We start from the raw sequence: 25750 nt of genomic DNA, 5'->3' as shown, positions 1-25750 counted from the left end.
GGCGCACAAGCCGCCTATTGTGCCGCAGCAGGCCGGGCCGGACAAAAGACAACGGCCGCGCGAGGCGGCCGTTGCGCTACTGCCGCAGAGCGGATCGCCTTAGAAGCGGTACTCGGCCGAGAGCATGTAGGTGCCCACGTTGCCACCTTCCGACTGGCCGTCGTACTTGGCCTTGGCGTGATAGTTGTCGTAGTTCAGGCCCAGGCTGAAGTTCGGGGCAAAGTCGTAGCCCACGCCCACGCCACCGTACCAGCCGTTGCCGTGTGCGCTGTTGCTGGCATGGGCGGTGCCGACGGTCGAGGTGGCCTTGAGGTCGGAACGGAACCAGCCGGCGCGTGCGGAGACGTACCAGTTGTCGGCGAAGTTGTACTTGCCGTTGCCGCCCAGCATCCAGCCCCTGGCGGTGAGGTCGGCCTTGGCGAAGTTGGTGCCGTCGTTGTACTTGGCGACCAGCTTGCCGAGGTCGGCGTAGCCGCCTTCGACGCCGAGGTTGAACGCCGGCGCCACGCGCCAGGCGTAACCGAAGCGCAGCGCGCCGGCAGTGTCCTTGTCGTCCAGCTTGTAGCCCAGGCCGTCGGTGTGGCCGACGTGGTACTGCGCCTGGCCCACGGCGGCGTTGATGGAGAACGCGCCGTTGGCGTCGGCAGCGGCGGCCGACAGGGACGCAGCGCCCAGCACCGCGCCAAGCGCGGCGATCATGATCTTGTTCATGGGAACGTTTCCTGTTCTTGTGGTTTTGATAGCCACCGCGGGGATCGGCGGCGGGCGGATTCTAGCCAGGCCTCCCGGCGCATCGCTGTAGGCGATCACCTACACTTGCCCGCGGCCATCTGCCTGCGTTCAGCTGGCGCCAGCCTGCGAGTTCCCATGCCCACCTTCGATTTCCTGCAACTGGACGTGTTTGCCTCGCGCCTGCTCGAGGGCAACCCGCTGGCCGTGGTGGTCGGCGCCGACGCGCTGGACGGCGCGGCGATGCAGCGCATCGCGCGTTGGACCAACCTGTCCGAGACCACCTTCCTGCTGCGCCCGTCGCAACCAGGGGCGGACTATCGCGTGCGCATCTTTACTCCGCGCCAGGAGCTGCCCTTCGCCGGCCATCCGAGCGTCGGCAGCGCCTATGCGGCGATCGATGCCGGCGGCGTGCCGGCACGACCCTCGCTGCTGCAGGAATGCGCCGCCGGATTGCTGCCGGTGGCCGTGGAGGGCGACGGCGCCACGCGCACCATCCACGTGCAGGCGCCCGCCGCGCGCATCGCTCCCGCCGACGCCGCGCTGCGCGAGGCGCTAGGCGGCGCCCTGTCCTGCGCGCTGCCGGCAGCGGCCGTGCACTGCATCGACAACGGGCCGCTGTGGATCGTCTGCGACCTGGGTCGGGCGCCTGCGGTGCGCACCCTGGCGCCTGACCTTGCCGCCATCGCCACGCTGTGCATGGCACGCGGCGCGGTGGGCGTGAGCGTGTTCGGCGCGCAGGAGGGTGGCGATGCGGCGATGGCCGTGCGCGCCTTCTGCCCCGCCGACGGCATTCCCGAAGATCCGGTCACCGGCAGTGCCAATGCGGCCATCGGCGCGCTGCTGCACCAGACCGGCGCGCTGGCGAAGTACGGCCGCTGCTACGTGGCCAGCCAGGGGCGCGAAGTGGGCCGCGATGGCCGCGTCGAAGTTCGCGTCGACCAGGCCGGCGGCGCGGTCACGATCGGTGGCCGGTGTGTGGTCGGCGTGCGCGGAACGTTCACCCTGGATTGACACCTTGCGCCGCGCACACACGCGGCCCTTCCCTTCCTGCGTGCTTGGGTGCAAGCTCGCCGACGGTGCCGTCCGCAGGGGGTGCGGCGCCGATAGGGAGAAATCCATCAGCCATCGCACGCCCGCGGCTGTCGGCGCAGTGCTTACTAGCCCCTGTGTCTTTCGGTCGCGCGCATTCCAGGGAGAAACCCCATGCTCGCGAAGTTGCACCAGAAAGCCCTTGCTGCCTCGTTTGCCGTCCTGTTCGCCGGTGCCGCCTGGGCCGGGCAGACCGCCCAGCCCGCCATCGACATGGGCCTTGCCGCCGCCAGCCAGAACGCGAACGTCACGCTGATCCTCAAGCTGCGCAACCAGGACCAGCTCGAGGACCTGATCCGCCAGACCGTCACGCCGGGCAGCGCCAATTACCACCGCTTCCTGACCACCCGGCAATTCGCCGAACGCTTCGGCGCGACCGACGCGCAGATCGCCGACGTGCAGGCCTACCTCAAGAAGCAGGGACTGCGCAGCGAGGTGCTGGACAACAAGATGGCGATCCGCGTGCAGGGCACGCTGGCGCAATTGGGCCAGGCCTTCGGCACGGCCATCCACACCTACAAGTCGACCGACGACGGCCGCGTGTTCCGGCGTCCGGCGCAGCCGGCCAGGCTGCCCGCGGCGCTGGCCGGCACGGTCATGGTGGTCTCGGGCCTGAGCACCGAGCGCCAGTACCTGTCCCACCGCATCGGCACGCCCAAGCCGATCTCCCGCGCGACCTCGTTCGCGTCCCGGGCGCTGCATCCGGACCTCAAGGCCGGCGCTGGCGGCAATCCCACCGCGACCGGCATACCGGGCGAATACACGGTCGGCGACGTGGCCAACTTCTACGACATCAATCCGCTCTACGCGAAAGGCGTGACCGGCAAGGGCGCGACCATCGGCATCGTCACCCTGTCCAACTTCGATCCGGCCGACGCGCAGGCGTACTGGGACGGCATCGGGCTGGTCACCAAGCCGCACCGGATCACCCAGGTGCACGTCAACGGCGGCGGCGCGATCAACGGCGGCAGCGGCGAGACGGCGCTGGACGTGGAGCAGTCCGGCGGCCTGGCGCCCAAGGCCAACATCATCGTGTACGACGCGCCCAACACCAGCGGCGACTTCGTCGCAGCCTTCGCGCAAGCCGTGTCGGACAACTGCGCCGACAGCATCTCCACCAGCTGGGGCCTGCCGGAGATCTTCAACTTCGCGGCACTCAACGTGAACGGCGCCTCCGACACCGACACCACCGACGTCGGCGACCTGCGCGCATTCCATCAGGTCTTCCTGGAGGCGGCCGTGCAGGGCCAGTCGGTGTTCGCCGCCTCCGGCGACTCGGGCGCCTACGACACCGTGCGCGGCCTCGGCCACGGCAACGGCCCGGGGCAATTCAGCGCGCCGCTGACGGTCGATTCGCCGGCCTCCGATCCGTTCATCACCGCCGCCGGTGGCACCACCACGCCCTACAGCTACTCCTTCAGCGGGGGCCCGGTCGAGTCGATCAAGCGCGAAAGCGTATGGGGCTGGGACTACATCCAGAACTACTTCGACACCAACTTCGGCCCCGGCCGGATCGACCTGTTCTCGGTCGGCGGCGGCGGCGGCGTGAGCGTGTACTGGCACACACCGTTCTACCAGCAGTTCACCCACGGCGTGCGCCGCAGCGAGAAGAAGCAGGCGCTGGTCTTCAACGACCCCAAAGCGGGGCCGACCACCCTGCTCAAGCTGCCCGGGCACTTCAGCGGGCGCAACGTGCCGGACCTCTCGCTCAACGCCGATCCGGAAACCGGCTACATCGTGGTCTCCAGCACCGACGGTGGCGTGATCTCGGGCTACGGCGGCACCAGCTTCGTGGCGCCGCAGCTCAACGGCATCAGCGCCTTGCTGACGCAGAGCGCCGGACATCGCGTGGGCTTCTGGAACCCGCAGGTGTACTTCCTGCAGAACGTGTTCGGCTACGGCAAGTACTCGGCGTTCGACAGCGTGCGTGACGGCGACAACTGGTTCTACTACGGCAAGCCGCACTACACGCCGGGCGCCGGCATCGGCACGCTGGACGTGGCCAACCTGGATGCGTTCCTGCGTACCTTCTGAGTGAGCGGGGCGGCTCTCGGGCGCAATGCCCGGGTGGGGGGCGACGCAAGGTCTCCCCCCAACCGCCCCTCGGGCACCTTCCCTCGTAAACGGGGGAAGTGCCCATGATCAACACCCAAGCCGCGCGAATGAAGGCTACGCGGACGGACCCTCCGCTAACCTTGCCCGCGCCCGCCGTACCAGCGATCCTCGCGCTTCCTTTCCCGACGGCGGCCGATGACGTGAACAACCCGACCCCAGGCTACCGGCGCAGCCTCGGCCCGTGGGACGCCGCGCTCATCGTGGTCGGCGGCATCATCGGCGGCGGCATCTTCCTCAACCCTGGCATCGCCGCGCAGCGCACCGGCTCGGGCCTGGCGCTGCTGCTGGTGTGGATCGGCGCTGGGGTGCTCACGCTCATCGGCGCGCTCTGCTACGCCGAGCTCGGCGCACGGCGGCCGCAGGCGGGCGGCACTTATGTCTACCTGCGCGAGGCGTTCGGGCCGCTGGCCGGCTTTCTGTTCGGCTGGACCATGCTGCTGGTGATCTATTCGGGCTCCACCGCGGCGGTGGCGACGATCTTCGCCAGCTACGCGGCGGCCGCCTTCGGCCTGCCCGCGGACGCGGCGCTGCCGCTCACGGTCGGCGCGCTGGTGTTCGTCGCCCTGGCCAACCTGTTCGGCCTCAAGCTCGGCGCGCAGGTGCAGAACCTGTTCGCGCTGCTCAAGCTGCTGGCGGTGGCGGCGCTGGTGGCGTGCGGACTGTACCTGGCCGGCGCGCATGCGCCGGCGGCCCTGGCGACCGATCCGGCGCGCGCGGGCGTCGGCTTCATGGGCGCGGCCCTGCCGGTGCTGTTCGCCTATTCGGGCTTCACCTACTTGAACAACCTGGCCGGCGAAGTGGACGCGCCGCAACGCAACCTGCCGCGCGCACTGCTGGTGGGCATGCTGCTGGTGGTGACCGCCTACGCGCTGGTGAACCTCGCCTACCTCGCGGTGCTCGGCCACGCCGGCCTGGCCCAGAGCCGCGCGCCCGCGGCGCAGGTGATGGACCGCATGTTCGGACCGCTCGGCGCGCGGCTGATCGCGCTGGGCATCGCCATCTCCACGCTGGGTTTCTGCAACATCACGCTGGTGGCCGGCGCGCGCGTGCTGCAGGTGATGGGGGCCGACGGCCTGTTCTTCCGCTTCACCGCACGGCTGCACCCGCGCCACGGCACGCCCAACGTGGCGCTGGCCGCGCTGTGCGGCTGGGCGATCGTGCTGGCGTTGTCGGGCAGCTACGGCGCGCTGCTGGACTACGCCACCTTCGGCGACTGGCTGGCCTGCGCGGTGGGCGTGGCTACCCTGTTCTGGTACCGCCGCCACGACGATGGCGGCCCGCGCTTCCGCGTGCCCGGCTACCCGTGGCTGCCGCTGCTGTTCGTCGCGGCGATCGCGGCGGTGGTGGTGGCGACCATGCGCGACAACCCCCGCAACGCCGGCATCGGCGTGCTGATCATGCTCGCCGGGGTGCCGGTGTATTACGCCTGGCGGCGCCGGTCGGCGAAGCCGGAGCCTTGACCACGCCCGCCGTGCGGCGTGCTGATCCGCAGGCATTCGGGCTGACGCGCCGCAGTGCCGGTCAGGTGAATGGCTGGCAGGCATTTCGAGGGCTCCGCAAGGCGGCCTCGTGAAGACCCCCAACTGAACGTCTACAGGCCCCCCGGCTGCCTCATTCCCCACGCGATGCCACAATAGGCGACCCTCGCGTGGAGACTCCCGATGCCGCAAGCGCAAGCCCAGGGCCTGCCGCCCGCCACCGCCGGCGACATCGCGCCGGAACCCGTGCGCGAGGGCATCGACCTGATCGTCAACGGCGAGCGCTTCCGGCACACCGGCGATCCGCTGATGCCGCTGCTGTGGTACCTGCGCGACGTGCTGCGGCTGACCGGCACCAAGCCCGGCGGTGCGCACGGCGAAGGCGGCTACGACCTGGTGCTCGTCGACGGCAAGGCCGCCTCCGCGATCAAGCGGACGATGGCGAGGCTGGCCGGCGCGCGCATCACCACGGTCGAGGGCCTGGCCGCCGACGACGGCAGCCTGCACCCGCTGCAGCAGGCCTTCGTCGACGAGGATGCGATCGGCTGCGGCTACTGCACCGCCGGCTGGCTGATCGCCGGGGTGGACCTGCTCACGCGCAAGTCCAAGCCCACCGACGACGACATCGACCAGTTGCCCAACCTTTGCCGCTGCGGCTGCCAGACCCGCGTACGCCGCGCGATCAAGCGCGCCGCCGGAGTGCAGGCATGAGCGGCTGCATGGAGCTTTCGCGCCGGCGCTTCCTCAAGGTGCTCGCCGGTACCGCCGGGGCGCTGGTGGTCGGCATCGGCTACGCCGACGCGGCCGAAGTGCCGGTTCCGCCCGGCATGCTCGGGCAGGACTTCGGCAAGCTTGGCGCCTACGTGCGCATCGACCGCGACGGCAACGTACTGATCGGCGCGCGCGACCCCGACACCGGCACCGGCACCGCCACCGCGCTGCCACGCATCATCGCCGAGGAGCTGGACGCCGACTGGACCCGCGTCACCGTGGTGCCGCTGGGCCTGGGCGTGGAGACCAAGAACGGCAAGCCCGCGTGGACCTACGGCCACCAGCGCAGCGGCACCGGCGACTCGATTCCCGCCGCCTGGGCCGACCTGCGCCAGGCCGGCGCGCTGGCGCGCTGGCTGATCACCCAGGCCGCCGCGCGCCGCCTGGGCATCGCCGCCGACCGGCTGCGCTGCGAGGACGGCATGGTGATCGCGCCTGATGGCCGGCGCTTCCCCTACGGCAGCCTGGTCGAGGCTGCCGGCAAGATCGACCCGCCCGGCGCGCCGCTGCCGCTGAAGGCGCCGCAGCGCTACAGGCTGATCGGCCAGAACGCCGGCGACGTCGACGCCCGCCGCATCGTCACCGGCCAGACCGGCTACGCCATCGACGCGCACTACCCCGATGCGCTGGTCGCCGTGCTCGCGCAATGCCCCTGGCCCGACGGCAGCCTGGCCAGCATCGAGACCGCGTTGGCGCTGGCGGTCAAGGGCGTGGTCAAGGTGGTGCCGCTCAAGCCCGAGGCCGGCGTGCCGCCCGGCCAGACCGCGATCGCCCCGGCGGTGGCGGTGCTGGCCGAGAACACCTGGGCCGCGCTGCGCGGGCTCGACGAACTCAAGCTCGCATGGAAGCCCGGCGCCAGCGCCGGCGAGGACAGCGCCAAGCTCGAGGCGCAGGCGCTCGCCCTGCTCGACACCGACAGTGCGCCGACCACCCGCGTGCGCGACGACGGCGACCTCAAGGCCGCCAACCGCAAGGCCGCGCGCCGCGTGGAGGCCACCTACGTGCAGCCGTGGCTGGCCCACGCCACGCCCGAGCCGATGAACTGCCTGGTGCGGCTGGACAAGGACCAGGCCACGCTGGTGGTGCCGACCCAGGCGCCGCAGCAGGCCTGGGCCGTGGTGCAACGCCTCACCGGCCTGGCGCCCGACAAGATCGCCATCGAAGTGCCGCGCGTGGGCGGCGGCTACGGCCGGCGGCTCGACCACGACTACGTGGCCGAGGCGGTGATGCTCGCCAAGGCGGTCGACAAGCCGGTGCGCCTGATGTGGACGCGCGAGCAGGGCCTCGCGCACGACTACTACCGCTCCGGCACGGTGCACAAGCTCAAGGCAGTCATCGACCGCAAGCGCCGCGTCATCGCGTGGGACCAGCGCATGGCGAGCGCCTCCGCCCTCGCCGGCCGCGGCGTCGCCGCCGACCGCCTGTGGATGTCCGAGGTGGCGGCCGACCAGATCCCGGCCGGGCTGGTTCCCGCCTACCGCAGCGACTGGTACGGCCTGGCCAGCGCCATGCCACGCGGCCCCTTCCGCGGCGAACCGCACGTGGCCAACGCCTTTGCGGTGGAGAGCTTCATCGACGAGATCGCGCACAGCCTGCGCGAGGATCCGCTCGACACCCGCCTGCGCCTGCTCGGGCCGCCCCGGCAGATCCCGCTCGCCGGCGGCGGCACGCTCGACATCGGCCGCCTGCTCAACGTGCTCAAGCTCGCCACCGACCGCATCGGGTGGAACAACTGGCTGCACACTGTCAACGGCCTGGGCGTGGCCTGCTGGCACGTCAACGGCGCCTACGTGGCCCATGCCATCGAGGCGCAGCTGAAGGGCGAGAAGCTCAACATCCTGCGCGTGGTCTGCGCGGTGGACGTTGGCCGCGTGATCAACCCGCTGGGCCTGCAGGGCCAGGTCGCCGGGGCCACGCTCGATGCGCTATCCAATGCATTGAACCCCGCCATCACCTTCGCCGGCGGCCAGGTGCAGCAGCAGAGCCTGAAGGACTACCCGCTCGCCAGCATGGCCCAGCTTCCGCGCGACGTGGAAGTCATCACCGTCCCCAACGACGGCGCGCCCACCGGCGCCAGCTTCCTGGCCATGCCCACCGCCGCCCCCGCCCTGGCCAACGCCGTCTTCCGCGCCAGCGCCGTCCGCGTGCGCCGGCTGCCGCTGATGAAGGAAATGCTGCGGTTGCTCTAGGGCAGCGGCTGACACCGCTCCCCTCGCGGTGGCCCACCCTACGGATTATTCCGGCAGATCCGGGTGCATAAGACTTATGCGCCCGTTTCGTCGGATATGCACCGAGGCCGCAGCGCCACCGATACATCGGCCCAAGGCGGCCAAGCCCTTGATGTGTCGACCGTTCACCCGCGCTTGACGACCTGACAGAGCCCGCCCACTATCGGTGCATATGCCCCGACTTGGGGTCTACTTAGCGTTAGGCTTTATGGAATCTCCTGACCAAATCGCTTGCTATCAAGCTATCGGCAAGGCGCTATCTGGCGCAGCTCCCGCTGGCTGGTCGTCAATCGAGGCCAGCATCACCTTGGCGGGTTCGCGCGTCGACGCTGTTGTTTCTTACCAGTCCGCGCAGGGCTCCGGCTATCTCACGGGTGTGCCCATGCTCGCTCGTCACTTTTACGAACTTGCGCGGCTCATCAGTACCGATGAAAAGGGTCTGTTCAAAAGCTGCACGTTCAAGCTTTCTTCCTCAGGCAAGTACGATGCAAGCTACACGTACTAAGCCTAACCACTCGTTCAAGGCGGACGGCTTCGCCGCCGCTTAACTCAAGCGTTAGGCCACACATGGAGATCCTCGACAATCAAACGGACAAGGTCTCGCTGCTGCAACTTTCCGCGGAAGCGGTAGGTCTGCTTGCTTCTGGTAACTTCGACGATTTAGCCAATCGCTTTGGTTACGCGCTTGCTTATGGCAGGGACCGCGGTACCGCGATCCGCGACGACCTTCAGGTCTACCTAGAGGAATTTGGTTGTAGCGCTCTGGCACCCTGCCAACGGCCCACCGGATGCTTCAGTGCAGTACTTCAAGCCAAATGACACGGGACTCCTCGCGGTCGTCGACTGTCTGGTGCCAACGAACAATGGCTCTAAGGTACTGGTGTCACTAGTGGCGACCTCGCGTGGGGCGGGGACATACTTCACCTTGGAAGGCTTCGCTCCTGCGGCCTAACATCTCGTTCAAGGCGGACGGCTTCGCCGCCGCTTAACTCCAGCGTTAGGGGACTCACAGTGCGCAGTCTGCGTCTAGTCTTACTGTTAATGCTGAGCATCGGTCCTGCCTATGCGGCAAGTCCTTCGTCTCTCCAGTGCGACGTTGGCCCCATAAACAAGAACTACGGTGGCTCCACCTGGCTCGTTTACAGCTGCAACGACGCCCGCTCCTTAGTCTTTGTTTCAGCGCCAGGCAGCCCTGCATCTCCATTTGTATTCTTCGCACTTGTTGGCCCAAAGGATCTTACGTTGCATGGTGAGGGCACGGGCAACAAGCAGGTCACGGACGCCGCATACAAAGAGCTCAGCGCCCTTACAGCAACGGATCTCGCAGCTCTTACGGCACAAGCTCGTGCGGTCACTCGCAACGCCCCCTAACCACTCGTTCAAGGCGGACGGCTTCGCCGCCGCTTAACTCCAGCGTTAGATCTCTATGGAAAGCACAATCAAGCGGCGGATCATGTGGTTTGCCGGTCTGAGTGGTCTGCACCTGCTTCTGTATCAGACGTCGCTCGCGCCACAAACTCTCGGCGGGATTGTCCTGTTTCTAAGCTGGCTTCCTTGGCTCCCGCTTGCTTGGGCACACATCGCGGTTGCAACGCATCTGCTGCCAACGCCCACTGTTCTTGGTTTGGTTTGGTGCGCGGCGGTTTGGCTGGCGTTCTATTGGTTTTCGGCGGGGCAGCTCATCAAGCTATCTAAAAATTCGCCCAAACGGACGGGATGGTTCCCTACCCGATGAACCAGCAACATCCAACGCCATCGCTACACGGCTCCTGCCACTGTGGAGCCGTGCGCCTTGCGCTACCGTCGGCGCCCGAGTCCGCCACGAGTTGCAATTGCTCGTTGTGCCGGCGCACGGGAGGAATCTGGGCCTATTACCCGCTGGGAACAGTGTCCATCCAGGGTCATCCCGAGAATACGGAAAGCTATATCTGGGGCGATCGAACCCTGAGGAACCTCCGCTGCAGGACGTGCGGTATTGCCACCCATTGGGAACCGCTTGAGCCTGAGCCTGGCGCCCGCCACGGGGTGAACCTGCGCAATTTCGAACCCGCGCTCTTGGAGTCCGTGGTGGTCAAGCGCTTTGACGGGGCGGACACGAGGAAATTCCTTGACTGAGCGCGCGCTGGTTTTCGCACTGACGTACGCGGGAGTCCACAGGCTAAGGAACCGATCACGGGCGGCGGACTCGTCGATGTTTGGTCGCCAAGCCGATCGTCAGCGCGCCGCGACGGCCGTTCCCGCCACCGATGCCGACCGCAAGAGACGCTCGCGCAACGATCGCTCGCACGGCTGCGAAAACCAGCGCGCCAGCGCGGCGCCCAGCAGCCAGCACGCGGCGAACGCCGGCAGGTACCAGAGGAAACCCATGCGCGCGTCGGCGCCGCTTGCGCGGGACAGCCGCACGATGGCGAACACCACGAACATGTGGCTGAGGTAGATCTCATAGCTGAGCCGCCCCCAGCTGCACAGCCAGCGCAGGCCGCGCGGCACGCGCGGCGGCTGGCTGCGGAAAGCCACCAGCAGCGCGAGCGTCGAGCCGGTGAGCACCAGCATCAAGCCCTCGTGCAGCAGCGGCCACAGCCAGCGACCGCCCAGCGTGGCGGCGAGCAGCCCCAGTGCGCCGAGCCAGCGCAACGCGTGGCCGGTGCGCGCGGACAGGCGCGGCGCACGGGCCATCGCGATCGCGCCGAGCACGCCGGTAGCGATCGCCGCCATGCCGGGCAGGTAGGCTTTCTCCTGCCAGATCTCGCTGCCGTTCAATGCCCCATGCGTCCATGGCAACGACAGCGCCAGCGCGGCCAGCGCGGACGCCAGCAACCAGGTGCGACGGATCAGCAGGCAGGCCAGCGGAAAGCCGAGGTAGAAGGCCTCCTCGATGGACAATGACCACAGCACGTCCCAGCTGCCCGGCAGGTAGCCGGTGTGACCTTCGTACCAGTTGAGATTGAGGCCCAGCGCCGCCGACACGGCCCCGGCCAGCGACTGCCCCGGACGATGGATGGTGTAGTCGGCCGCGCCCAGCGTATGCAGCAGGGCAAGCACCGCCAGCAGCACCAGCAGGCACGGCGCGATACGCGCGAAGCGGCGCGCGTAGAACGCCTTCAGCTCGATCCGCGCGAGGCTGCCCCAGCGCTCCAGTGCATTGCCGGCGATCAGGAAGCCGGACACCACGAAGAACACGAACACCGCTTCGTAGCCGTTGTAGTTGAGCGCCTGCAGCAGGCGCACCGGCAGCACCTCGGCCAGAGCCGAGGTCTTCAAGGGCATGCGCATCGGCAGGCCCAGGTGGTTGAGCAGCACGAACACGATCGCCAGCCCGCGCAGGAGGTCGATGCCGGCGTTGCGTGGCGGGTGTGCATCCAGTGACCGTGCAGTGCTCATGTGTCCACCGGCTGGCGCCGGGTCCAGGCCGGTTGCGGCGCTCATTGGCCGGGCGTGTGCAGCACGCCCTCGTCCTTCAGGCTGAAAGGCGTGAAGCGGGTGCCCTCGTCGAAGGTGTCCACCCCTTCGCGCGACTTGAGGAAACCCACCACGGCATAGGTGAGCGGGGTGAGCACCACTTCCACCAGCACCTTCATGGTCCAGTTGAAGGCGATGACCTTGGCGATGGTCTGGCCTTCCCAGATGCCGCTGAAGGCGATCGGGTAGAAAGTCAGGCTGTCCACGCCCTGCCCGACCAGGGTCGAGCCGATCGTGCGGGTCCACAGCATGCGCCCGCGTGTCCACAGCTTCATCCGCGCCAGCACGAAGGAGTTGGCGAAGTCGCCCAGCCAGTAGGCAATGAGCGAAGCGAGCGCGATGCGCCAGGTGTTGCCGAACACCAGTTCCAGCGCCGGCTGCAGCTGCGCGTTGAACGGCTCGCCGGCGCTGGCCGGCATGCGGATGATCGCCTGCGACATCAGCGTGGCGAACACCATGGCGCCGAAGCCCGCCCAGATCGCGCGGCGCGCGCGGGCGTAGCCGTACACCTCGGTGAGCACGTCGCCGAAGATGTAGCTGACCGGGAAGAACAGGTTGCCGGCGCCGAAGGAAAGCGCTCCCAGCACCGGCAGGTTCACCGTGCAGACCTTGGCAGGGCCGATCAGGTTGGAACACAGCAGCACGGCGACCATGCCGGCGACGAGCATGTCGTAGTAGCGAAAGCCGCGCAGCGGCGCGGCGGGTGCGGTTGCTTGCATGGGGCCCCCTTGGCAAGGGGCAAAGGATACCCGGGTGGGAGGAGCCAGGCTTCTGCATCCTTTCCCCCTCCGAGGGAGGGTTGAGGTGAGGGGCCGGTGCTCGCGGGTATATCGCCAGTGCTTGGTAGTCGTACTTGCCGTGCGCCTCCGCGACTGGGCTCGCCTGCGGAAGCGCACCGCAAGTACGACCAACGTTCCACTACCTGGCCAACAGTCCCGCGAGTCCCGGCGGTCTCCCGGAGAGGAGAAGGAGCAGAGCTACTCGTCGCCCAGATCGGCGCCAGGAAACAGCACGTCGGTAAAGCCGAACTTGGAAAAGTCGGTGATGCGCGAGGGATACAGCCGCCCGATCAGATGGTCGCACTCGTGCTGCACCACGCGCGCGTGGAAACCCCCGGCGGTGCGGTCGATCGGCGTGCCCTGCGGGTCGATGCCCTGGTAGCGGATCAGCGTGAAGCGGCTCACCGCGCCGCGCAGGCCCGGCACCGACAGGCAGCCCTCCCAGCCCTCTTCCATGTCCTGCGAAACCGGCGTGACCAGCGGGTTGAGCAGGATCGTGCGCGGCACGGCCGGCGCATCCGGATAGCGCCCGGAGGCGTCGAAGCCGAAGATCGCCAGCTGCAGGTCCACGCCGATCTGCGGCGCGGCGAGGCCGACGCCACCGGCCGATTCCATGGTGTCGAACATGTCCTGGATCAGGCTGTCCAGTTCGGCGCTGCCGAGCATGCCCTTGGGCACCGGCGGGGCGATGCGCAGCAGGCGCGGATCGCCCATCTTCAGGATCTCGCGGATCATTGGCGGCCTCGGGAATCGAACGCGTTTTCAACGGACTGCGGGCGCGCGGGCGGATTGCAAGCATGCCTTGCGCTGCGGGCAGGCTCAGCGGCTGCCGAACACCTTCTTCAGCAGCTCGGTGGTGCGGGCGGCGGGATTGCGGCGGATCGACTGCTCCTGCTCGCCGATCACGGTGAACAGGCCATCGAGCGTCCGCGCGGTCACGTAGTCGTCCAGGTCGAACGGGTTGCCCTTGCCGTGTTCCTTGTTGCCGCCGAGGCTGCCCAGCGAACCGAGCACGCCGCCCAGGCCACCGCCGCCGGCGACCAGGGCCTTGTACTTCTGCGTGGCGCCGACGCGGTCGGTGGCGTCGGCGACGATCGGCCGGATGCGGGCGGCGAGCGCATCGCCCGCCACGCGGCGGAAAAAGTCGGTGGCGGCATGGTCGCCGCCGGTGAGGATGCCGCGGGCATCCTCGAGCGTCATCTTGCGGATGGCCTCGCCGAAGATGTCGGCCACCTGCGGCACCGCCTTTTCCGCGGCGCGGTTCATGCTGAGCTCGAACGCATCCACCTTGGCGCCCTGCCCTAGCTGGCGGGCGAGCTGGCCGACCTGCTCGAGCTTGCCTGGCAACGGGATGCGCACCTTGGCGTTGCCCCAGAAGCCGTCGGTGCGACCGAGCGAGTTGATCGCGTTGGTGGTGCCTTTGGCCAGCGCCTCCTTGAGCCCCGCAGCGATGTCGCTGCTGGGCAGGCTGGCGGCGGTGCCGGTGGTGCCGTGGCCGGCGTGCTTGAGCTGCTTGAGCAGGCTGTCGAGCTGGCCGCTGGCCGGCGTCGGCAACGACGTGCCCGCCAGCAGCAGGGCGAACAGGCCGGCATGGAGGCAGTTGAGGCGCATGGGCGATCTCCACCAAGGCAGGTTGGCGAGTGTACGCGCGCGGACGCAGCGGCACCGTGTCGGCATTCGACCCATGGCTGATGCGCCCGGGCCCGCTTTGGCATTGACCCCCGCCCCGGCGCGGACGACCCTTGCGCTATTCCGCCGGAGAGTCATCCATGCGCGACCACGCCGTCCCTGACGTTTCCGCCAGCCCCGCCGGCAAGCTGTTGTGGGCCGCGATCGCCATCGTCGGCGCCTGGTGCCTGGGCGTGGTGGCCCTGCGGCGTGGCGAGCCGATCAACGCGATCTGGCTGGTCGCCGCGTCCATCGCCGTGTTCGTCATCGGCTACCGCTTCTACGGCCGGTTCGTCGAGCATGCCGTGCTCAGGCTGGACCCGAGCCGCGCCACCCCGGCGATGCGCCATCCGGACGGGCTGGACTACGTACCGACCGACAAGTGGGTGGTGTTCGGCCACCACTTCGCGGCGATCGCCGGCGCCGGCCCGCTGGTCGGCCCGGTGCTGGCGGCGCAGATGGGCTACCTGCCCGGCACCTTGTGGATACTGTTCGGCGTGGTGTTCGCCGGCGCGGTGCAGGACTTCATGATCCTGGCGCTGTCGCTGCGCCGCAACGGCCGCTCGCTCGGCCACATGCTGCGCGAGGAACTGGGGCCGGCGCCGGGCGTGGTGGCCATGTTCGGCGTGCTGGTGCTGATGATGATCGTGCTGGCGGTGCTGGCGCTGGTGGTGGTCAAGGCGCTCACGCACAGCCCGTGGGGCACCTTCACCGTGGCCGCGACGATCCCGATCGCGTTCCTGATGGGCATCTACCTGCGCTGGCTGCGGCCGGGGCGGATCCTGGAAGTGTCGATCATCGGCCTGGTGCTGCTGCTGGGCTCGATCTGGCTGGGCCGCTACGTGGCAGGCTCGGCCACGCTGGCGCCGCTGTTCGACATGGACGCCAGGGCGCTGGCCTGGTGGCTGATCGGCTACGGCTTCGTCGCCTCGGTGCTGCCGGTATGGCTGCTGCTGGCGCCGCGCGATTACCTGTCGACCTTCCTCAAGATCGGCACCATCGCGCTGCTGGCGCTGGCGATCTTCCTGGCCGCGCCGACGCTGCAGATGGCCGCCGTGACGCGCTTCATCGACGGCACCGGGCCGGTGTTCCAGGGCAACCTGTTCCCGTTCCTGTTCATCACCATCGCCTGCGGCGCGGTGTCGGGCTGGCACTCGATCATCGCATCGGGCACCACGCCCAAGCTGCTCGCCAACGAAGGCCAGGCGCGCATGGTCGGCTACGGCGGCATGCTGATGGAGGCGTTCGTAGCGATCATGGCGCTCGTTGCCGCCGCCTCGCTGCACCCGGGCGTGTATTTCGCGATGAACTCGCCGGCGGCGCTGATCGGCACCACGGCCGAACATGCGGCGCAGACGATCAGCCAGTGGGGCTTCGTGGTCACGCCCGACCAGCTCACCCAGACGGCCAGGGACATCGGCGAGGCGAGCGTGCTGTCGCGCGCCGGCGGCGCGCCGACGCTCGCGGTGGGCATGGCGCGGCTGCTGCACGAGATCGTTCCCGGCGGCGGCATGATGGCGTTCTGGTACCACTACGCGATCCTGTTCGAGGCGCTGTTCATCCTCACCACGGTGGATGCCGGCACGCGCGTGGGCCGCTTCATGATCCAGGAGATCGCCGGGCTCATCCACAAGCCGCTGCAGGACACCGAGTCGTGGACCGGCAACCTGCTCGCCACCGCGATCTGCGTGGGGCTTTGGGGCTATTTCCTCTACCAGGGCGCGGTCGACCCGTTGGGCGGCATCAACACGCTGTGGCCGCTGTTCGGCATAGCCAACCAGATGCTGGCGGCCATCGCCCTGATGCTCGCCACCGTGGTGGTGGTCAAGTTGAAGCGCGAGCGCTACGTGTGGGTACCGGGCATCCCGGCGACCTGGCTGATCGTCTGCACGCTGACGGCCGGCTACGAAAAGCTCACCGGGCCGATCAGCTTCACCGCCGCGGCCCGGAAGTACGCCGCCGCGATGGCCGAAGGCAAGCTGCTGGCGCCGGCCAAGACGCCGGTCGAGATGCAGCGGATCGTCACCAACAACTATGTGGACATGGCGCTGACCGGCCTGTTCATGCTGCTGGTGGTGACCATGGCGGCGTTCGCCCTGCGCACCATGCTGCGCGCCTGGCGCATCAACCACCCGACCGCGCACGAGGAGCCCTACGTGGCGCTGGATGCGGTCGCGGCCAACGCGCCATGAACCGCCTGCTGCGCATTGCCTGGTCGCGCGCCGTGCAGACCGCACGCCTGTGCTGCGGCGTGCCCGACTACGACGCCTACCTGCGCCACCTGCGCGAACACCATCCCGGGCGCCCGGTGCCGAGCTACGCGGAGTTCTTCCGCGAGCGCCAGTCGGCGCGCTACAAGGGCACTGGCGGGCGTTGCTGCTGACAACGGATGCACACCTACCCACAGACCGCAGTGCCCGTTCCGTCCGTGCCGTAAAACCTCGCACCGAACCGTTCCCCGTGCGGGGAAGGAGCACGCGCCTACACGTCGTGGTGCAGGCCTTCGGCCTCCAGCGCCTGGCTGCGTCTTGGCGCCAGCTCCACCAGATACATCGCCCCCAGCACCAGGGCGCCGCCGGCGAGCATGCGCCAGCTCAGCGCATCGACACCCAGCGCGACGGCGAAACCGGCGGCGAACACCGGCTCGGTGGTCATCACGATGGCCGCGCGCGCCGGCGGCAGGTGCGCCTGCGCCCAGGTCTGCATCAGCATGGCGCCGGCGCCGGCGACCAGCGCCATGTAGAGCACGGCGGCCCAGGTCGCGCGGTCGGGCGGCAGCGCCGGTCCCTGCGGCACGGTGGCGAGCACGCAGACCACCGCGATCGCCGCCACCTGCATGGCCGACATGCCGATGGCGTCCGCCTCGCGCGACCAGCGCCCCAGGCCCACGATGTGCAGCGCATAGAGCGCCGCCGAGGCGAGCGTGAGCCACACGCCCAGGTCCACCGATACGCCGTGCAGCGAGAGCAGCGCCAGCCCGCCGGTGGCCATCGCCACCGCCAGCCAGACCACGCCCGCGATGCGCTCGCGCAGGAGCAGCCAGGCCAGCAGCGGCGTGAACACCACATACATGCCGGTGGCGAAGCCGCTGACGCTGGGCGCGATCAGCTTCAGGCCCCAGGTCTGCAGCAACTGGCCGCTGCCGTAGATGAGGCCCAGCAGGAGGGCGCGACCCAGCTGCCGGCCTTCCAGCCGCCACACCGGCCGTGCAAACAGCACCAGCATCACCGCCGCGGCGACGACGAAGCGCACGGCGAGGAAGTCCACCACGCGCATGCGCCCGACCACATCCTTGATCAGCACGAAGGTCGAGCCCCACACCGCGGTCGTGGCAACGAGGCCGGCGGTGGCGGCGAGCGTGCGCGGAGGCGCGGGGTTCATCGCGCGGAATCCCGCCGCGTCCTGGCGAGCCGCCAGAGCTGGCCAGGCACCTGCGCCGCAAAGTGCAGCCAGATGCCCAGCCACACCGCGGCAGCGACGAACGGGTTGCGCGCGGCCGGATCGAACGTGCGGAACCATCGCCACATGCCGCGATGCTTGTGCCGGCTGACGAACACCGGACGGTGCCGGCTGGAGCCGCCCTTGCCGTGCAGCACGCGCACGTCGCCGGCCAGCAGCACCGCGTAGCCCAGGTCACGCGCGCGGCGACACAGGTCCAGATCCTCGAAGTGCAGGAAGTAGCGCTCGTCGAAACCGCCGAGCCGCGCGAAGACCTTGCGCGGCAGCAGCATCAGCGCACCGGACACGGCCTCGGCAGCGACCACGCCCGACGGCACGGCGCCTTCGATGTTCATGCCGCCGCGCGCCCCCGCCAGGGTGGCGAGCGCACGGCGCAGCAGCGGGTCGCGCCGGTAGGAGGCCGGGTCGGGCGTGCCGTCGGCCCCGCAAACCACCGCGCCGAGGATGCCCGCTTCGGGGTGGGCATCGAGGACGTCGAGCATGCGCGCGAGCGTATCGGGCTCGAGCAGGCAATCGGGGTTGAGCACCAGCAGGTGCTCGCCGCGCGCCGCCGCGGCGGCGCGGTTCACCGCCGGGCCGAAGCCGAGGTTGGCGTGGTTGTAGAGGACCTTCAGGCGCGGCTCGTGGGCATGCTCCCGTTCGACGGCCTGCGGCATGCCGTCGGTCGAGCCGTTGTCGATCAGGATCAGCTCCAGCGGCAGCGTGCTGTCGAGCGCCCGCCGGGCGCAGTCGCGCAACGAAGGCCCGCTGTCGGCGCACACCACGATCACGCTGGCCGGCAGCGTCCTGGGAAGGGGAATGGGAGTGGACACCCGGCAAGTATGCGGGAGCTGCGCGGCGGGGAGAACGGGGCGGTGATGCCCGGACGCCTCGCAAGGCTGCCGCCATGCGCTTTCGATTCCTTCGCCTGGCTCAGCACTGGCCGAGGACTTCCCGCCAGGCCATCGCCGCCCCCGCTTCGCGCGCCAGCCAGGGTCCGTCGTGCCATCCGCACAGGGTCCAGCCGCGCAGGCGATGGCTGCACCCCTGGTCACGGTCGACCAGCACCAGCCCACGCGGGGTACCGGCGACGAACCAGCGTCCGTCCGGGCTGAACGATGCGCGCGCCAGCACGCGATCCACCGTGCCGCCTCCGGCCAGGACATAGCTTCCGGCCTCCCAGCGTGCCTCGCCGCCACGCGGATCGGGACAGCTGCCCTCGGCCCACTGCGGCGCCGCCAGCTCGACCACCACCGCCCCCGGGCCGATCGGCGCCAGCGCCAGGCTGGGCCAGTCGCGCAAATCCGGTTGCGCGACCTGCTCGCGCCGACCGCGATCGAGCCAGGCCTCCAGGCCCGCCAGCAGGGTGAAACCGACCAGCGCCCCGAGCAGCGCCATCGCCCAGGCGAAGGCATCGCCACCCAGCGCCCGCTGCACGGCGAACAACACGCCGGGCAGTCCCCAGCGCAACGCCAGCCGCAGCAGGCGTGCGTGCTCCTGCAGGCGCTCGCCGGCGAACAGCAGCAGCGCCGCGATCGCCAGCAGCAGCGCCAGCCCCAGCCACCAGGGCAGCAGCGCCAGCAGCAGCCACGACGGCGCGTAGAGCCGGCGGGCGTTCATGCCCGCCTCGCTCCGGCGCTACCTGGGCTCAGCCGCACCACACCCGTGCGTTGCGGAACATGCGCATCCACGGCGAATCCTCGCCCCAGGCCTCCGGGTGCCAGCTCATCTGCACGCTGCGGAACACGCGCTCCGGGTGCGGCATCAGGATGGTCACGCGACCGTCGGCCGCGGTGAAGCCGGCCAGGCCGCCCGGCGAGCCGTTCGGGTTGAGCGGATAGTTCTCGGTGGGCTTGCCGCGGTTGTCGACGAAGCGCACCGCCGCGCTCGACTTCGACGGGCTGCAGGCATACGGGAAGCTGACCCGGCCTTCGCCATGCGCCACCGCCACCGGAATGCGCGAGCCGGCCATGCCTTTGAAGAACAGGCTGGGCGAATCGAGCACCTCCAGCGTGGCCAGGCGCGCCTCGTACTGCTCCGAGGCGTTGCGCACGAATTTCGGCCAGTGCCTGGCCCCCGGAATGATGTCCTTCAACTGCGACAGCATCTGGCAGCCGTTGCAGGCGCCCAGGGCGAACTTCGAGGGGTCGTTGAAGAACGCCTCGAACTGCGCGCGCATCGCCTCGTTGTAGAGGATCGAGGTGGCCCAGCCGCGGCCGGCGCCGAGCACGTCGCCGTAGGAGAAGCCGCCGCAGGCGGCGAAGCCGCGGAAGTCGGCCAGCTTGTGGCGGCCGGCGGCGAGGTCGGACATGTGCACGTCCACCGCGTCGAAGCCCGCGCGGGTGAACGCCGCGGCCATCTCGACCTGGCCGTTGACGCCCTGCTCGCGCAGGATCGCCACGCGCGGGCGCGCGCCCTTGGCGATGTACGGCGCGGCGACGTCTTCGGCAGGGTTGAACGTGAGCTTGGGAGTGATGCCCGGATCGGCGTCGTCCAGCCGCCATTCGCACTCGGCATCCGCGCTGAGCGGGTTGTCGCGCAGGCGCTGCATGGCATGGCTGGCCTGGTTCCAGGCGCCGAACAGCGCCGTCCAGTTCCACTTGAACAGCGCCTCGTTGCCGAGGAACAGCTTGATGCCGAGCTTCTCCTTGGGTCGGCCGATGCGGTGGCTCATGCCGGCCAGGCCATGCTTGACCAGCAGCGCCTCGAAGGCTTCGCGGTTGGCGCTGGCCACCTGCAGCACGGCGCCGAGCTCCTCGTTGAACAGCGCGCGCAGGGTCGCTTCGGCCCAGCCGTCCAGATGGAGCTCCAGGCCGCAGTGGCCGGCGAAGGCCATCTCCAGCAAGGTGACGATGACGCCGCCGTCGGAACGGTCGTGATAGGCCAGCACCAGGCCGGCGCGGTTGGCCTCCTGCACCAGCTCGAACAGCGCGCGCAGGCGCTTGGCATCGTCCAGGTCCGGCGGCACGCCGCCGGCGCGGTTGAACACCTGCGTCAGCGCCGAGCCGCCCAGGCGGTCGCGCCCGGCGCCCAGGTCGAGCAGCCACAGCTCCGAGTCGCCGCGGTCGAGCTTCAGCTGCGGCGTGAGCGTGCGGCGCACATCGCCGACGCGGGCGAAGCCGGTGATCACCAGCGACACCGGCGCGACCGTACGCTGCGGCGTGCCTTCACCTGACGCGCTGCCGTCCTTCCAGACGGTCTGCATGGAGAGCGAGTCCTTGCCGACCGGAATGGCGATGTCCAGCGCCGGGCAAAGCTCCATGCCCACCGCCTTGACCGCGTCGAACAGGGCGGCGTCCTCGCCGTCGTGGTTCACCGCGGCCATCCAGTTGGCGGACAGGCGGATTTCGCCCAGGGACTCGATCGGCGCCGCAGCCAGGTTGGTGATCGCCTCGCCCACCGCCAGGCGCGCGGCGTCGGCACTGTTGAGCAGCGCGACCGGCGCGCGCTCGGCCATCGCCATCGCCTCGCCCTGGTAGCCATCGAAGTCGGTCAGGGTGACCGCGCAATCGGCCACCGGCACCTGCCAGGGACCGACCATCGGGTCGCGGTGGTTCAGGCCGCCGACGGTGCGATCGCCGATGGTGATCAGGAAGCTCTTGCTGCCCACCGTGGGCAGGCGCAGCACGCGCTGCACCGCCTCGTCCATGCCGATGCCGGACAGATCCGGCAAAAGGTCCACGCGCGGCTTGATGCGGCGCGCGTCGCGATGCATGCGCGGCGGCTTGCCGAACAGCACGTCCATAGGCAGGTCGATCACGGCAAGCTCGCGGCGCGGGTCGGTCACGCGCAGCACGCGCTCGGCGGTGGCGGTGCCGACCACGGCGAACGGGCAGCGCTCGCGCCGGCAATAGCCTTCGAACTCGGGCAGGTCGTCCGGCGCGATGGCGAGCACGTAGCGCTCCTGCGACTCGTTGCTCCACACCTGCATGGGCGAAAGCGACGGATCGTCGCAGGGGATCTTGGAAAGATCGATCTGTCCGCCCACGCCGGCGTCGTTGAGCAGCTCGGGAATCGCGTTGGACAGGCCGCCGGCGCCGACGTCGTGGATGCTGACGATGGGGTTGGCCTCGCCGCGCATCCAGCAGCTGTCGATGACCTGCTGGCAGCGCCGCTCCATTTCGGCGTTGTCGCGCTGCACGGAGGCGAAGTCGAGCTCCGCGCTGGAGGCGCCGGAGGCCACCGACGAAGCCGCGCCGCCGCCCAGGCCGATCAGCATCGCCGGGCCGCCCAGCACGACCACCGCGTGGCCGGGCTGCAGCTCGCGCTTCTGCACGTCACCGCGGCGGATGTTGGCCAAACCGCCGGCGATCATGATCGGCTTGTCGTAGCCGCGGCGCACGCCGGGCTCGCCGGTCTCGTGCTCGTAGGTGCGGAAGTAGCCGCCCAGGCAGGGCCGGCCGAATTCGTTGTTGAACGCGGCGGCACCCAACGGGCCGTCGCGCATGATCTCGAACGCGCTGGCCATGCGCGGGGGCAGCGGGCGATCCACTTCCCAAGGCTGCGGCGCGCCGGGGATGCGCAGGTCGGACACCGAGAAGCCGGTCAGGCCCGCCTTGGGCTTGGCGCCGCGGCCGGTGGCGCCCTCGTCGCGGATCTCGCCGCCAGCGCCGGTGGCCGCACCGGGCCAGGGCGCGATGGCGGTCGGGTGGTTGTGCGTTTCCACCTTGATCGCGTAGTCGACCTGCTCCTCGTGCGCGCGCCAGACGCCTTCGCCGTCGGTGAAGAAGCGCTTGCCCCGGTGCCCCTCGATCACCGCCGCGTTGTCCTTGTAGGCCGACAGCGTGTGCGCGGGCGAGCGCTGGTGGGTGTGCTTGATCATGGCGAACAGGCTCTTGTCCTGTTCCTCGCCGTCGATGGTCCAGCTGGCGTTGAACACCTTGTGGCGGCAGTGCTCGGAATTGGCCTGCGCGAACATGAAGAGTTCCGCGTCGGTCGGGTCGCGGCCCAGCTCGGCGTAGCGATCGGCTAGGTAGTCGATCTCGTCCTCGGCCAGCGCCAGGCCCAGGCGCGCGTTGGCCGCGGCCAGCGCGCCGCGCGGATCGTTGCCCCGTGCGATGTGCACCAGGTCGCCCGGCGTGCCGGCCAGGAACAGGCCCTGCGCATCGGCCAGGTCGGTGAGCACCGACTGCGTCATCGGGTCGTGCAGCACCTCGAGCACTGCGGCGTGCGCGGGCGTGCCGGCGTCCGGCAGGCCGGCCACGGTCCAGGCGGTGCCACGCTCGACCCGGCGAACGTCGAAGCCGGCGCCGTGCAGGATGTCGGTGGCCTTGCTCGACCAGGGCGAAATGGTGCCCAGGCGGGGGACCGTCCAAAGCGTGGCGGCTTCCGGCGCGGCGTCCTTCGCTTCGAGCACTTCGAGCAGGCGCTGGCGCTCGCTGCCTTCGGGGGCATGGCCGGCATCCAGCACGTAGACGAACCAAGCCGCCTGCACGCGCGTGCCCCGGTGCACCGTATCCAGGCGTGCATTGAGGCGATCCAGACGAAACGGCGAAAGGGCGCTCTGCCCGTCGAAAGCGATCATGCGGGGGAATTCGGCGCGGGAAGGAAGACGCCTATTCTACCCGATGCCGGCGGGCCGCCCGTCGACAAAGCCCTAACGGGCGCCGCCAGCGGGCTCAGCCGCCCTTGTCACCCTGCTGCAGCAGCTGGAGCAGCTTGTCCGGCGGCACGTAGCCGCCCAGCACCATGCCGTCGGGGCCCAGGATGGTGGGAGTGCCGTTGACCCCCAGCCGCACGCCCAGGTCGAACTCGTCCTTGACGGGGTTGGCGCACTGCGCCGGCTTGGGCTGTTTGCCCTGCTTGGCGGCGGTGAACGCGGCCTTGCGGTCGGCTGCGCACCAGACCGACACCATCTCGGTGTAGGTGTCCGTAGGGTTGCCCGCGGTGGTGGCGACGCCTTCGCGCGGCCAGGCCAGGTACTCGACCGCGATGCCTTCGGCATTGAGCTGGGCGATGTGCGAATGGAACATGCGGCAGTAGCCGCAGTTGACGTCGGAGAACACGGTGACGGTGTACTTCGGGTGCGGCGGCGCGAACACGATGCGCTGCGCGGCGGGCACCTTGGCCAGTTCGGCCTTGCGGAAGGCGGCCCAGGCCCGCTCGCTCAGGTTGCGCCGGCTGCCCAGGTCGACCAGGTCGCCGTTGAGCATGTACTTGCCGTCGGTGCTGACGTAGACCAGTTGGCCCGAACCGATGACCTGGTAGAAGCCCGGCAACGGCGCAGGGGCGATGGAATCGACCTGCACGCCGGGCGCGAGCTTCTGCAGCGCAGTGCGTACCACCTCCTCGGTCTGCGGATTGGCCGCGGCGCCCGCGCCGCTCTGGTTATCGGCGGCACAGGCAGTCAATGCGAAGGCGCCGGCGAGCAGCGCGAAAGAAAACTTTTTGAACATCGGAGACCCTCGCGGCCGCGGGGAAGGCGGCGATGAGCCCCGATTCTTGCACAGGGGGCGTGAGGCGGGCCTTTGCGTGGGCCTCCAAATCAGGAGCGGGTTGGCATTCGCCCAGCCCGGGCGGGCGCCTCAGCCGCGCGGATGATGTTGGGCGTGCAGGCGCTTGAGCCCCTCCTTCGCCACCAGCGTGTAGATCTGCGTGGTGCTCAGCGAAGCATGGCCCAGCAGCAGCTGCAGCGCGCGCAGGTCGGCGCCGTGGTTTAGCAGGTGGGTGGCGAAGGAATGACGCAGCACGTGCGGGGAGATCCGCTTGCCCTCGATGCCGACCGACAGCGCGTGGCGCTTGACCAGGATCCAGAACATCTGCCGGGTCATGCCCTCGCCGCGCTGGCTCAGGAACAGCGCCGCAGGCTGGCGGCCTTTGGCCAGCGCCGGCCGCGCCTGGGCGAGGTAAGCCTCGATGCGCTCCAGCGCCACCTCGCCGACCGGCACCAGCCGGTCCTTGCCGCCCTTGCCAGTGATCCGCAGCACGCCCTGGCGCAGGTTGAGCGCGGCCAGCGGCAGCTCCACCAGCTCGGACACGCGCAGGCCCGAGGCGTACATCAGCTCCAGCATGGCCCGGTCGCGCATCCCCAGCGTGGTGGCCAGGTCGGGCGCGGCCAGCAGCGCCTCGACCTCGCGCTCGGCCAGCGCCTTGGGCAGGCTGCGCGGCATGCGGGGACGCTCGATCAGCAGGGTCGGGTCCTCGAAACCGGGGATGTCGCGCGCCAGCTGGCCGTAGAACCGGCGGAAGGCCGACTGGCGCCGCGCCATCGAGCGCACCGCGGCGCGCTGGCCACCGTGATAGGCGGACAAGTCTTCCCGCCGCGCCGTATGCAGGCCGCGCCCGCGCGCGGCGAGCCAGCGCGCCAGTCCTTCCAGATCCTGCCGGTAGGCCTCGAGAGTGCGGTCGGCCAGGCCATCCTCCGACCACACGCGCTCCAGGAAGGCGGCGATGCTCTGCTGGTCGGCTTGGGCGATACTTGTGTTCTTTTCCTGCATGCACCGATGCTCGCCGCCCGCTGCGGCGGGCGCAAGCGAAAACCCCGATGAGTCCAGCACACGCCTCCGCTCCCTGCCCGCTCTGGCGACGCCTGACCGCGCTGGTCTACGACCTGCTCGCGGTGGTGGCGATCGTGATGGTGGTGGGCCTGATCTGCCAGCTCGTCACCGGCGGACGGTTGATCCAGACCGGTGCGCATACCGCGATCGCCTGGTGGTACCAGCCCTTGCAGGCGCTGGTGGTGGGTGCCTACTTCGTGGTCTCCTGGCTGCGCGGCGGGCAGACGCTTGGCATGCGGCCCTGGCATCTCCGCCTGGTCGCAGCCGGCGACGGCAGGCTGGCCTGGACCCAGGCCTTGCGGCGGGTGGCCGTCGCGGCCCTGCCCTTGCTGCTGCTGGCGCTCGCGCCGTGGCTGGGATTGCGCGTCGCCTCGTGGGCGGTGATGGCCGGCTGGGCGCTGTGGTTCGCACCGGCGCTGGTCGACCCGCGGCGTCGCGCTTTGCACGACATGGCCGCGGGGACCGAGCTCAGGATCGGCTGAGTGCTTCACCTCGCC

General features: G+C 69.6%; 22 protein-coding genes. 11 read left to right on the top strand and 11 right to left on the bottom strand.

Annotation, left to right across the window (positions count from 1 at the left end; genetic code table 11):
• Nucleotides 1-99 precede the first annotated feature (99 nt).
• Nucleotides 100-711 (bottom strand): outer membrane beta-barrel protein, encoded by a 612-nt coding sequence (locus VGU65_RS01115; protein WP_327472313.1) that lies wholly within the window; start codon nucleotides 709-711, stop codon nucleotides 100-102.
• Between the two features lie 156 nt (nucleotides 712-867).
• On the opposite strand from VGU65_RS01115, the gene VGU65_RS01110 reads away from it, so the two are divergent.
• From VGU65_RS01110 to VGU65_RS15700, 8 genes are all read left to right on the top strand, one after another.
• Nucleotides 868-1743 carry a PhzF family protein gene (locus VGU65_RS01110; protein ID WP_327472312.1) on the top strand — a complete coding sequence of 292 codons (876 nt, stop codon included), beginning with the start codon at nucleotides 868-870 and terminating at the stop codon, nucleotides 1741-1743.
• Nucleotides 1744-1935: 192 nt separating this feature from the next.
• Nucleotides 1936-3855, top strand: coding sequence for a S53 family peptidase (locus VGU65_RS01105; protein ID WP_327472311.1), 1920 nt, complete (start codon nucleotides 1936-1938; stop codon nucleotides 3853-3855).
• Between the two features lie 221 nt (nucleotides 3856-4076).
• Nucleotides 4077-5396, top strand: a complete 1320-nt coding sequence (locus VGU65_RS01100) for an APC family permease (RefSeq protein ID WP_327472310.1) — start codon at nucleotides 4077-4079, stop codon at nucleotides 5394-5396.
• 201 nt (nucleotides 5397-5597) lie between these two features.
• Nucleotides 5598-6125 (top strand): (2Fe-2S)-binding protein, encoded by a 528-nt coding sequence (locus VGU65_RS01095; RefSeq protein ID WP_327472309.1) that lies wholly within the window; start codon nucleotides 5598-5600, stop codon nucleotides 6123-6125.
• Nucleotides 6122-8374 carry a xanthine dehydrogenase family protein molybdopterin-binding subunit gene (locus VGU65_RS01090; protein ID WP_327472308.1) on the top strand — a complete coding sequence of 751 codons (2253 nt, stop codon included), beginning with the start codon at nucleotides 6122-6124 and terminating at the stop codon, nucleotides 8372-8374. Before VGU65_RS01095 ends, VGU65_RS01090 begins: the two co-directional genes overlap by 4 nt.
• A gap of 247 nt (nucleotides 8375-8621) precedes the next feature.
• Entirely contained in the window at nucleotides 8622-8918 is a 297-nt protein-coding gene (locus VGU65_RS01085; RefSeq protein ID WP_327472307.1) for a hypothetical protein, read from the top strand.
• Between the two features lie 62 nt (nucleotides 8919-8980).
• The gene (locus tag VGU65_RS01080; protein ID WP_327472306.1) at nucleotides 8981-9232 is read left to right on the top strand and encodes a hypothetical protein; all 252 of its coding nucleotides are present in this window, start codon (nucleotides 8981-8983) and stop codon (nucleotides 9230-9232) included.
• 897 nt (nucleotides 9233-10129) lie between these two features.
• A complete protein-coding gene (locus VGU65_RS15700; protein WP_524537783.1) occupies nucleotides 10130-10528 on the top strand; it encodes a GFA family protein in 399 nt (132 codons plus the stop codon).
• Nucleotides 10529-10627: 99 nt separating this feature from the next.
• Here VGU65_RS15700 and VGU65_RS01075 read toward each other — a convergent pair whose 3' ends face one another.
• The 4 genes from VGU65_RS01075 to VGU65_RS01060 form a co-directional block, all read right to left on the bottom strand.
• Nucleotides 10628-11794, bottom strand: a complete 1167-nt coding sequence (locus VGU65_RS01075; protein ID WP_327472305.1) for an acyltransferase family protein — start codon at nucleotides 11792-11794, stop codon at nucleotides 10628-10630.
• Between the two features lie 41 nt (nucleotides 11795-11835).
• Nucleotides 11836-12591: a queuosine precursor transporter gene (locus tag VGU65_RS01070; RefSeq protein ID WP_327472304.1), complete on the bottom strand. Its 756-nt coding sequence runs from the start codon at nucleotides 12589-12591 to the stop codon at nucleotides 11836-11838.
• A 258-nt stretch (nucleotides 12592-12849) separates the two neighbouring features.
• A complete protein-coding gene (gene def, locus VGU65_RS01065; protein WP_327472303.1) occupies nucleotides 12850-13386 on the bottom strand; it encodes a peptide deformylase in 537 nt (178 codons plus the stop codon).
• A gap of 84 nt (nucleotides 13387-13470) precedes the next feature.
• Nucleotides 13471-14262: a DUF4197 domain-containing protein gene (locus VGU65_RS01060; protein WP_327472302.1), complete on the bottom strand. Its 792-nt coding sequence runs from the start codon at nucleotides 14260-14262 to the stop codon at nucleotides 13471-13473.
• 158 nt (nucleotides 14263-14420) lie between these two features.
• Here VGU65_RS01060 and VGU65_RS01055 point away from each other — a divergent pair, with 158 nt between their 5' ends.
• Together VGU65_RS01055 and VGU65_RS01050 are read left to right on the top strand one after the other, a co-directional pair.
• Nucleotides 14421-16511, top strand: a complete 2091-nt coding sequence (locus tag VGU65_RS01055) for a carbon starvation CstA family protein (RefSeq protein ID WP_327472301.1) — start codon at nucleotides 14421-14423, stop codon at nucleotides 16509-16511.
• Nucleotides 16508-16702 carry a YbdD/YjiX family protein gene (locus tag VGU65_RS01050; RefSeq protein ID WP_327472300.1) on the top strand — a complete coding sequence of 65 codons (195 nt, stop codon included), beginning with the start codon at nucleotides 16508-16510 and terminating at the stop codon, nucleotides 16700-16702. Before VGU65_RS01055 ends, VGU65_RS01050 begins: the two co-directional genes overlap by 4 nt.
• 98 nt (nucleotides 16703-16800) lie before the next feature.
• Here the strand turns inward: VGU65_RS01050 and VGU65_RS01045 are convergent, their stop codons facing one another.
• The 6 genes from VGU65_RS01045 to xerD form a co-directional block, all read right to left on the bottom strand.
• Entirely contained in the window at nucleotides 16801-17700 is a 900-nt protein-coding gene (locus tag VGU65_RS01045; RefSeq protein WP_327472299.1) for a DMT family transporter, read from the bottom strand.
• Nucleotides 17697-18590 (bottom strand): glycosyltransferase family 2 protein, encoded by an 894-nt coding sequence (locus VGU65_RS01040; RefSeq protein WP_327472298.1) that lies wholly within the window; start codon nucleotides 18588-18590, stop codon nucleotides 17697-17699. The genes VGU65_RS01045 and VGU65_RS01040 overlap by 4 nt, the downstream gene beginning before the upstream one ends.
• Before the next feature lie 100 nt (nucleotides 18591-18690).
• Nucleotides 18691-19377: a hypothetical protein gene (locus VGU65_RS01035; RefSeq protein ID WP_327472297.1), complete on the bottom strand. Its 687-nt coding sequence runs from the start codon at nucleotides 19375-19377 to the stop codon at nucleotides 18691-18693.
• A 28-nt stretch (nucleotides 19378-19405) separates the two neighbouring features.
• Entirely contained in the window at nucleotides 19406-23281 is a 3876-nt protein-coding gene (purL, locus tag VGU65_RS01030; protein WP_327472296.1) for a phosphoribosylformylglycinamidine synthase, read from the bottom strand.
• Between the two features lie 94 nt (nucleotides 23282-23375).
• The gene (locus VGU65_RS01025) at nucleotides 23376-24152 is read right to left on the bottom strand and encodes a DsbC family protein (protein ID WP_327472295.1); all 777 of its coding nucleotides are present in this window, start codon (nucleotides 24150-24152) and stop codon (nucleotides 23376-23378) included.
• Between the two features lie 129 nt (nucleotides 24153-24281).
• Nucleotides 24282-25193, bottom strand: a complete 912-nt coding sequence (gene xerD / locus VGU65_RS01020; RefSeq protein ID WP_327472294.1) for a site-specific tyrosine recombinase XerD — start codon at nucleotides 25191-25193, stop codon at nucleotides 24282-24284.
• 47 nt (nucleotides 25194-25240) lie between these two features.
• On the opposite strand from xerD, the gene VGU65_RS01015 reads away from it, so the two are divergent.
• Nucleotides 25241-25735: an RDD family protein gene (locus tag VGU65_RS01015; protein ID WP_327472293.1), complete on the top strand. Its 495-nt coding sequence runs from the start codon at nucleotides 25241-25243 to the stop codon at nucleotides 25733-25735.
• Nucleotides 25736-25750: the final 15 nt, after the last annotated feature.

Origin of the sequence: Frateuria sp., assembly GCF_035943815.1 — a bacterium.
Lineage (GTDB): Bacteria > Pseudomonadota > Gammaproteobacteria > Xanthomonadales > Rhodanobacteraceae > Frateuria_A.
The sequence above is the reverse complement of the archived record's forward strand: the minus strand, read 5'-3'. Positions and strand labels throughout refer to the sequence as shown.

Excerpts from the sequence above, each read along its gene's own strand:
- VGU65_RS01115 (WP_327472313.1), bottom strand. The coding sequence starts at position 711 with ATGAACAAGATCATGATCGCCGCGCTTGGCGCGGTGCTGGGCGCTGCG.
- VGU65_RS01110 (WP_327472312.1), top strand. The coding sequence starts at position 868 with ATGCCCACCTTCGATTTCCTGCAACTGGACGTGTTTGCCTCGCGCCTG.
- VGU65_RS01105 (WP_327472311.1), top strand. The coding sequence starts at position 1,936 with ATGCTCGCGAAGTTGCACCAGAAAGCCCTTGCTGCCTCGTTTGCCGTC.
- VGU65_RS01095 (WP_327472309.1), top strand. The coding sequence starts at position 5,598 with ATGCCGCAAGCGCAAGCCCAGGGCCTGCCGCCCGCCACCGCCGGCGAC.
- VGU65_RS01090 (WP_327472308.1), top strand. The coding sequence starts at position 6,122 with ATGAGCGGCTGCATGGAGCTTTCGCGCCGGCGCTTCCTCAAGGTGCTC.
- VGU65_RS01085 (WP_327472307.1), top strand. The coding sequence starts at position 8,622 with ATGGAATCTCCTGACCAAATCGCTTGCTATCAAGCTATCGGCAAGGCG.
- VGU65_RS01080 (WP_327472306.1), top strand. The coding sequence starts at position 8,981 with ATGGAGATCCTCGACAATCAAACGGACAAGGTCTCGCTGCTGCAACTT.
- VGU65_RS15700 (WP_524537783.1), top strand. The coding sequence starts at position 10,130 with ATGGTTCCCTACCCGATGAACCAGCAACATCCAACGCCATCGCTACAC.
- VGU65_RS01075 (WP_327472305.1), bottom strand. The coding sequence starts at position 11,794 with ATGAGCACTGCACGGTCACTGGATGCACACCCGCCACGCAACGCCGGC.
- VGU65_RS01070 (WP_327472304.1), bottom strand. The coding sequence starts at position 12,591 with ATGCAAGCAACCGCACCCGCCGCGCCGCTGCGCGGCTTTCGCTACTAC.
- def (WP_327472303.1), bottom strand. The coding sequence starts at position 13,386 with ATGATCCGCGAGATCCTGAAGATGGGCGATCCGCGCCTGCTGCGCATC.
- VGU65_RS01060 (WP_327472302.1), bottom strand. The coding sequence starts at position 14,262 with ATGCGCCTCAACTGCCTCCATGCCGGCCTGTTCGCCCTGCTGCTGGCG.
- VGU65_RS01055 (WP_327472301.1), top strand. The coding sequence starts at position 14,421 with ATGCGCGACCACGCCGTCCCTGACGTTTCCGCCAGCCCCGCCGGCAAG.
- VGU65_RS01050 (WP_327472300.1), top strand. The coding sequence starts at position 16,508 with ATGAACCGCCTGCTGCGCATTGCCTGGTCGCGCGCCGTGCAGACCGCA.
- VGU65_RS01045 (WP_327472299.1), bottom strand. The coding sequence starts at position 17,700 with ATGAACCCCGCGCCTCCGCGCACGCTCGCCGCCACCGCCGGCCTCGTT.
- VGU65_RS01035 (WP_327472297.1), bottom strand. The coding sequence starts at position 19,377 with ATGAACGCCCGCCGGCTCTACGCGCCGTCGTGGCTGCTGCTGGCGCTG.
- purL (WP_327472296.1), bottom strand. The coding sequence starts at position 23,281 with ATGATCGCTTTCGACGGGCAGAGCGCCCTTTCGCCGTTTCGTCTGGAT.
- VGU65_RS01025 (WP_327472295.1), bottom strand. The coding sequence starts at position 24,152 with ATGTTCAAAAAGTTTTCTTTCGCGCTGCTCGCCGGCGCCTTCGCATTG.
- xerD (WP_327472294.1), bottom strand. The coding sequence starts at position 25,193 with ATGCAGGAAAAGAACACAAGTATCGCCCAAGCCGACCAGCAGAGCATC.
- VGU65_RS01015 (WP_327472293.1), top strand. The coding sequence starts at position 25,241 with ATGAGTCCAGCACACGCCTCCGCTCCCTGCCCGCTCTGGCGACGCCTG.